This is a genomic window from Actinospica sp., from assembly GCF_035552695.1.
In the GTDB taxonomy this organism is placed as follows: Bacteria; Actinomycetota; Actinomycetes; order Streptomycetales; family Catenulisporaceae; genus Actinospica.
On the sequence record NZ_DASZKT010000018.1, the window covers coordinates 22,626 to 29,721 of the forward strand.

The 7,096-nt window shown below is 67.2% G+C and carries 6 protein-coding genes, 1 tRNA gene and 2 pseudogenes; all 9 read left to right on the forward strand.

Annotation, left to right across the window (positions count from 1 at the left end; genetic code table 11):
* Positions 1-55: 55 nt before the first annotated feature.
* Positions 56-128 (forward strand) — tRNA-Trp (locus VG296_RS03210).
* A gap of 274 nt (positions 129-402) precedes the next feature.
* The gene (gene secE, locus VG296_RS03215) at positions 403-741 is read left to right on the forward strand and encodes a preprotein translocase subunit SecE (protein ID WP_414641044.1); all 339 of its coding nucleotides are present in this window, start codon (positions 403-405) and stop codon (positions 739-741) included.
* A gap of 43 nt (positions 742-784) precedes the next feature.
* Positions 785-1,489, forward strand: a pseudogene (gene nusG / locus VG296_RS03220) (transcription termination/antitermination protein NusG); the annotation flags it as partial.
* 249 nt (positions 1,490-1,738) lie between these two features.
* Entirely contained in the window at positions 1,739-2,170 is a 432-nt protein-coding gene (gene rplK, locus VG296_RS03225; protein WP_325562863.1) for a 50S ribosomal protein L11, read from the forward strand.
* Between the two features lie 88 nt (positions 2,171-2,258).
* Complete coding sequence (gene rplA / locus VG296_RS03230; protein WP_325562865.1) at positions 2,259-2,972, forward strand: 50S ribosomal protein L1; 714 nt, start codon at positions 2,259-2,261, stop codon at positions 2,970-2,972.
* Positions 2,973-3,101: 129 nt separating this feature from the next.
* Positions 3,102-4,007 (forward strand): hypothetical protein, encoded by a 906-nt coding sequence (locus VG296_RS03235; protein WP_325562867.1) that lies wholly within the window; start codon positions 3,102-3,104, stop codon positions 4,005-4,007.
* 286 nt (positions 4,008-4,293) lie between these two features.
* Positions 4,294-4,833, forward strand: a complete 540-nt coding sequence (rplJ, locus tag VG296_RS03240; protein ID WP_325562869.1) for a 50S ribosomal protein L10 — start codon at positions 4,294-4,296, stop codon at positions 4,831-4,833.
* A 95-nt stretch (positions 4,834-4,928) separates the two neighbouring features.
* The gene (rplL, locus tag VG296_RS03245; RefSeq protein WP_349259441.1) at positions 4,929-5,315 is read left to right on the forward strand and encodes a 50S ribosomal protein L7/L12; all 387 of its coding nucleotides are present in this window, start codon (positions 4,929-4,931) and stop codon (positions 5,313-5,315) included.
* Positions 5,316-6,008: 693 nt separating this feature from the next.
* A pseudogene (locus VG296_RS03250) lies at positions 6,009-7,096 on the forward strand (DNA-directed RNA polymerase subunit beta); the annotation flags it as partial.

A 7,096-nucleotide genomic window follows, 5' to 3' on the forward strand; every position in this document is an offset into this window, starting at 1 on the left:
ACTCCGGACCGGGGAAACCGTTAGAATGCTCGCCAGTGCAGAGCGATCTCACCTTAGGGTCGTAGCTCAATTGGCAGAGCACCGGTCTCCAAAACCGGGGGTTGGGGGTTCAAGTCCCTCCGGCCCTGCACTGAGCAGGTCCCCACTGGGGTTCAAGTCTCTGTGAACTCCGGGGCCCTGCACTGAGCAGGTCCCCAGTGGGGTTCAAGTCACTGTGAACTCCGGGGCCCTGCACCAGTAAGTACGCACAGCAACGGCCGCGCCAGGTACCCTTCGGTAGAGAAGGTGGCCCTGGCGCGGCTTGCGTCGTACGCTGTGCGGTGCACCGCATCGATCGCGGGTGCCGAAACCGAGCAGTGAGGTAGACAGGTGAGCCAGACGCGCAGCAACGCCGGCGAGGAACTGGACGGCGTCTCCGACGGCGAGGAGGAGTTCGAGGACTCCGTCGTCGACGAGGACGGGGCCAGGCCGTCGCGGGCCGAGCGCAAGGCCGCGAAGCGCCGGGCCAAGCGGGACAAGGCCGCCGGCGGCGCCGCGCCCAAGACTCCGCGCAAGAAGCGCACCTCGCCCGCGCTCTTCATCCGCCAGATCATCGCCGAACTGCGCAAGGTCGTGTGGCCGACGCGCAGCGAGCTGCTCACGTACACCAGCGTGGTCATCGTCTTCGTGGTGGCCATCATCGGCATCGTGGCCCTGTTCGACTACGGCATCACGCACGCGGTCTCCGCCGTCTTCGGCTAAGCCTCCTGAAGTTTCCGGCTAGTCTGGTTAACAGCAGGAAACCGAACCACACAGGGAAGAAGAGGCCGTAGTGTCCGAGATCAACGAATCGGATTCGGAGCTGCTCGAGGAGCCGCAGGAGCAGGACGCGGCCGTGGACGTGCCCGAGCCCGAGGCGCCGGGCACCATCGACGACTTCCGCGAGGCGCTGCGCCGCTCGCCCGGCGAGTGGTACGTCGTGCACTCGTACGCGGGCTACGAGAACCGGGTCAAGCAGAACCTCGAGACCCGCATCACCTCGCTCAACATGGAGGAGCAGATCTTCCGGGTCGAGGTGCCCATGGAGGAGGCCGTCGAGGTCAAGAACGGCCAGCGCAAGAAGGTCAAGCGGAACAAGTTCCCCGGCTACGTGCTGGTGTGCATGGACCTGACCGCCGACTCGTGGGGCGTGGTGCGCAACACCCCTGGCGTCACCGGCTTCGTCGGCAACGCGCACGACCCGTACCCGCTCACCCTCGACGAGGTCGTCAAGATCCTCGCCGCGGAGGAGCCGGAGGCCGCGGGCGGCGCGCCCAAGGCGAGCCCCGAGGTCAAGGTGCTGGACTTCGAGGTGGGCGACTCCGTCACCATCATCGACGGCCCCTTCGCCACGCTGCAGGCGACGATCAACGAGATCAACGCCGACTCGCAGAAGGTCAAGGGCCTCGTCGAGATCTTCGGCCGGGAGACGGCCGTGGAGCTGTCCTTTTCGCAGATCCAGAAGAACTGACGGACCAGCTAGGGCGAAAAGCGCTGTGATCATGGCTGCTCGCAGGCTCGCAGCGCCGATCCAGAAGAACTAGCAGGTCTTCACCGGCTACCGGCCCGAGCCCGTCGCCGCACCCGTTTTGGTGTGCGGTGACGGGCTCGGGTACTCTTGGCGTTTGTGTCCTAAGACCCCGCGCATGCTCGGCGAAGGCGTGCGCGCAGGGCGGACACCAACAGGGAAATCACCTTTCCAGAGTTAAGGACCCGGAGCATGCCTCCCAAGAAGAAGCTCGCAGCGATCATCAAGCTGCAGATCAAGGCCGGTATGGCGAACCCGGCCCCGCCGGTCGGCCCCGCGCTGGGTCAGCACGGCGTGAACATCATGGAGTTCTGCAAGCAGTACAACGCGGCCACCGAGAAGAACCGCGGCGAGGTCATCCCCGTCGAGATCTCGGTGTTCGAGGACCGCTCCTTCACCTTCATCACCAAGACCCCGCCGGCGCCGAAGCTGATCCTCAAGGCCGCGGGTCTTGAGAAGGGCAGCGGCGTGCCGCACAAGGACAAGGTCGGCTCGATCACGCAGGCCCAGCTCCGCGAGATCGCGCAGGTCAAGATGGAGGACCTGAACGCCAACGACATCGAGGCGGCCGCGAAGATCATCGCCGGCACCGCCCGGTCCATGGGTGTGACGATCTCCGACTGATCAGGGCTCTGCCCTCGCAGCGGAACCCGAAGGTGGTAGGGCCTCGCGCGGCCCGATGACACCACGACCTCCACTAAGGAGTAAGAACATGAAGCGCAGCAAGAGCTACCAGGCGGCGGCGGCCAAGATCGACCGCGACGCCTTCTACGCGCCGCTCGACGCGGTGAGCCTGGCCAAGGAGACCTCCTCGGCCAAGTTCGACTCGACCGTCGAGGTCGCCTTCCGGCTCGGGGTGGACCCCCGCAAGGCCGACCAGATGGTCCGCTCGACCGTCATCCTGCCGCACGGCACCGGTAAGACCGCCCGGGTCCTGGTCTTCGCCACCGGTGAGCGTGCTGAGGCGGCCCGCGCGGCCGGCGCCGACCACGTCGGCGGTGACGAGCTGATCGACGAGGTCGCCAAGGGCTTCCTCGACTTCGACGCCGTGGTCGCCGACCCGGCGCTGATGGGCAAGGTCGGCCGCCTCGGCCGCGTGCTCGGCCCGCGCGGCCTGATGCCGAACCCGAAGACCGGCACCGTCACCCCGGACGTGGCCAAGGCCGTGTCCGACATCAAGGGCGGCAAGATCGAGTTCCGGGTCGACCGGCACTCGAACCTGCACCTGGTCATCGGCAAGGCCTCGTTCACCGCCGAGCAGCTGGTGGAGAACTACGCCGCCGCCCTCGACGAGGTGCTCCGGGTCAAGCCGTCCGCGTCCAAGGGCAAGTACCTGCGGAAGATCACCATCGCCACCACGATGGGCCCGGGCGTCCCGGTGGACCCGAACCGCACCCGCGGCCTGCTGGGTGAGGAAGAGGCCTGATCCGGCCCGAGTTCTCGACGAGGCGTCCCGCTGTGCGGGGCGCCTCGTTCGCTTTGTCGGCTGGTATGGCTAATCTTGGAGACGCAGACACTGCGGCGGCAACCGGCCGCCGCGACGGGAGGGTTCGACATGATGGGCACGAAGGCACGATTCGGGATCGGTGCCGCAGCCGCCTCACTGGCCGTTCTGGCCGTGGCGGGTTGTTCGGGTTCGGGGAGCAGCGGCACCGGGGGAGTGACGGGGCTCGGCGGCGGCGGGACGAACGGCGGGGGCTCGGCCGCGCTGTCCCTGGTGGCCGACGCGATGAACAAGGCGAACTCGGCGGGCACGGTGAAGATCACCGGCACGGTGACCGAGCCCGGGGTGACCAACCCGGTGACGATGACGGCCCAGGAGCAGTACAGCCCCGAGGTCGAGATGTCGATGACCATGCAGGTCAACGGGCAGAGCCTGAGCGAGATCCTGATCGGCGACAAGATCTACATGGACTACCCGGCGCTGTCCTCGGAGATGGGCGGCAAGCAGTGGGGGGAGATCGACCTGACCCAGGCGAACGGCTCGCTCGGCTCGCTCTCCTCGCTGGTGGACTCGGCGAAGAACCAGAACCCGACCACCCAGATCTCGGCGCTGGTGGCCTCCGGCGACGTGGCCAAGGTCGGCACCGGGACCGTGGACGGGCAGCAGACGACGCACTACTCGGGCACCCTGACGCCGGGCGAGCTGGCCACCCTCAGCGCCAAGTCCGGGCAGCTGAGCGCGAGTCAGATCAGCACGCTCAAGAGCCTGATGCAGACCGGCGGCGTCAGCTCGGAGAAGATCGACCTGTGGATCTCCTCCAGCGGCCTGCCGGTGGAGATGAAGTACTCGAGCAAGACCTCCGCGGGCACGGTCACCGGTGACATGCACATGTCCGACTGGGGCGCCTCGGTCGCGATCGGCGCGCCGCCGGCCTCCCAGGTCTACGACATGACCTCGGCGCTCACCGGGGCCGAGGCGAGCGCCAGCGCGGCCGCCGCGGCGAACTCCTCGGGCTGAACCACGCGGCGGCTTGTCCCGATTGAGTCGGGACAGGCACTGAATTTGCACTCAGCGCGGGCCACCGGTTAGCCTTGGGCCATTCCGATGACCGCTGGTCGTTCCATCGTGCGCGAGCACGGTGAACCGAAGGTCCTGTGTCCACAGGTGGCCCGCGCAGGTGTGCTGTGAACGAAGTCCGGCTCGATCGCCCGAGCGGAACTACGACCTCATGCGCCTGCGCATGGGGTTTTCTTGTTTTCCCGGGATGCTCAGAGGTCTCACACACCGTCCCGGAAGGAGGGCCATGGCGAAGTCCGACCGTCAGGCCGCCGTAGAGGAGATCACGGCGCAGTTCCGTGAGTCCAACGCGTCCGTACTGACCGAGTACCGCGGGCTCACCGTGAAGCAGCTCAAGGAGCTGCGTCGCGCCCTGGGTGCGGACACGCAGTACGCCGTCGTGAAGAACACCCTGACCAAGCGAGCGGCCGAGTCGGCCGGCATCGAGGGTATGGGCGACCTGCTGGCCGGGCCGTCCGCGATCGCCTTCATCAAGGGCGACGCGGTCGAGGCCGCCAAGGGTCTGCGTGATTTCGCGAAGGCCAACCCGCTGCTGGTGATCAAGGGCGGCGTGATGGACGGCAAGTCGCTGTCCGCCGCCGAGGTCACCAAGCTCGCCGACCTCGAGTCCCGCGAGGTCCTGCTGGCCAAGGCCGCCGGCGCCATGAAGGCGTCCCTGGCCAACGCCGCCGCGCTGTTCCAGGCCCCGCTCATGCAGTTCGCCCGCACCGCGGACGCCCTGCGCGCCAAGGTCGAGCAGAGCAACGGCGAAGCCGCCGGCGAGTAGTCCCGCCTTGGGTTGCGTCACGCGAGTGAACCGCCGCCCGACCCCCGTTCACAGTCAACGCGCGCGCATAAGTGCAGTACCGAAAGGAAGCCATCATGGCGAAGCTGAGCAACGAAGAACTCCTTGAGTCCTTCAAGGAGATGACGCTGATCGAGCTCTCCGAGTTCGTGAAGCTGTTCGAGGACGTCTTCGACGTCAAGGCCGCCGCCCCGGCCGCCGCCGTCGCGGGCCCGGTCGGCCCGGCCGCCGCCGCCGAGGCCCCCGAGGAGCAGGACGAGTTCGACGTCATCCTCGAGTCCGCCGGCGACAAGAAGATCCAGGTCATCAAGGTCGTGCGCGAGCTGACCTCGCTGGGTCTGAAGGAGGCCAAGGACCTCGTCGACGGCGCGCCGAAGGCGCTGCTCGAGAAGGTCAACAAGGAGGCCGCGGCCAAGGCCGAGGAGGCCCTCAAGGCCGTCGGCGCCGGCGTCACCGTCAAGTAGTCCGACGGCCCAGTCACTGGGCCACACGGACCACTCAGTGGGCCGTACGGGTGGGATGCCACCTCGTACGGCCCACGGCTTTTTCCCGGCGTCTCCGGCGCCCCTCCAAGCCTGGCGCCAGGGTCATCCGAACGAGCGAAGGCGCACCGGTTCCGCCCGCGTATTCGGGGCCGGTCCCCGGGGGTCCCGGGAATCCGCCGGGCACCATGAGTGATCTTGTGCCGCCGAGGGTAAGGCTCCTTCCGAACGGCTGGAGGAATGGCGGATTCAGGCCGGTCGCGAGGTCAAGGGACTTGTCACTCTTGACGAAACGGCCTGAGCGCGCAATTCTCTGGTCGTCTGCATGAGACGCGGCGGCCTCACCAAGGCAGCGCAAGCCGGTGCCGCCGCGTACGCATGACACGGTTCGGAACGCGGCGCGCGCCCTTTCGGCGGCCGCCGCGCGGAGTGATCCGGCTTCCTGCCGAGCGGCTCTGAGCTGGGCTTTCACAAAGCCCGCGAGTCGGACTCGACAGCAGTTGGCCTTTCGGCTACACTGCTCGTTTGCGCTGCCTTCTACCGTCTGTGCACGTTCCGGAGTCTGCCGATCACCCCCTCCACGGGTGTCGGCGCGTCGAGGACCCCGGGTCGCGGAGCAGGCGTTTCTACCGGTGGCGCGAAGTGAGTCCGAGCCCTCGGAAGGACCCCGTCACCTTGGCCACCGCCGCCCCGCACGCCGTGAACGGTATTAACAACAGCACCGCCCCCCGCCGAGTCTCCTTCGCGAAGATCCGCGAGCCGCTCGAGGTCCCGAACCTCCTGGCCCTGCAGACGGAGAGTTTCGACTGGCTCGTGGGCAACCAGGCATGGAAGGACCGCGTTTCCGCGCAGCAGGCGGCCGGCCTCGAAGTGCCGACCACTTCGGGCCTGGAGGAGATCTTCGAGGAGATCTCGCCGATCGAGGACTTCTCCGGGTCGATGTCCCTGACGTTCCGCGACCACCGTTTCGAGCCCGCCAAGTACTCGATCGACGAGTGCAAGGAGCGGGACTTCACCTTCGCCGCCCCGTTGTTCGTGACCGCCGAGTTCACCAACAACGAGACCGGCGAGATCAAGAGCCAGACCGTGTTCATGGGCGACTTCCCGCTCATGACCAACAAGGGCACCTTCATCATCAACGGCACCGAGCGTGTCGTGGTGTCGCAGCTGGTCCGCTCCCCGGGCGTGTACTTCGAGCGCTCGGTCGACAAGACCAGCGACAAGGACATCTTCACCACCAAGGTCATCCCGTCCCGGGGCGCCTGGCTGGAGCTCGAGATCGACAAGCGCGACCTGGTGGGCGTGCGCATCGACCGCAAGCGCAAGCAGAACGTCACCGTGCTGCTCAAGGCGCTCGGCTGGGACGACGCGAAGATCCTCGAGGAGTTCGGGGACTACGAGTCGATGCGGCTGACCCTGGAGAAGGACCACACCGCGACCCAGGACGACGCGCTGCTCGACATCTACCGCAAGCTGCGTCCGGGCGAGCCCCCGACGCGCGAGGCGGCGCAGAACCTGCTGGAGAACCTGTACTTCAACCCGAAGCGCTACGACCTCGCCAAGGTCGGCCGGTACAAGATCAACAAGAAGCTGGGCACCGGCCGGGCGATCAACAACGGCGTGCTGACGGTCGAGGACATCGTCGCCACCATCCGCTACATGGTGAAGCTGCACGCGGGCGAGGTCGAGATGGCCTCGAGCGTGGAGGGCGCGCCGGAGATCGTCGTCGAGGTCGACGACATCGACCACTTCGGCAACCGCCG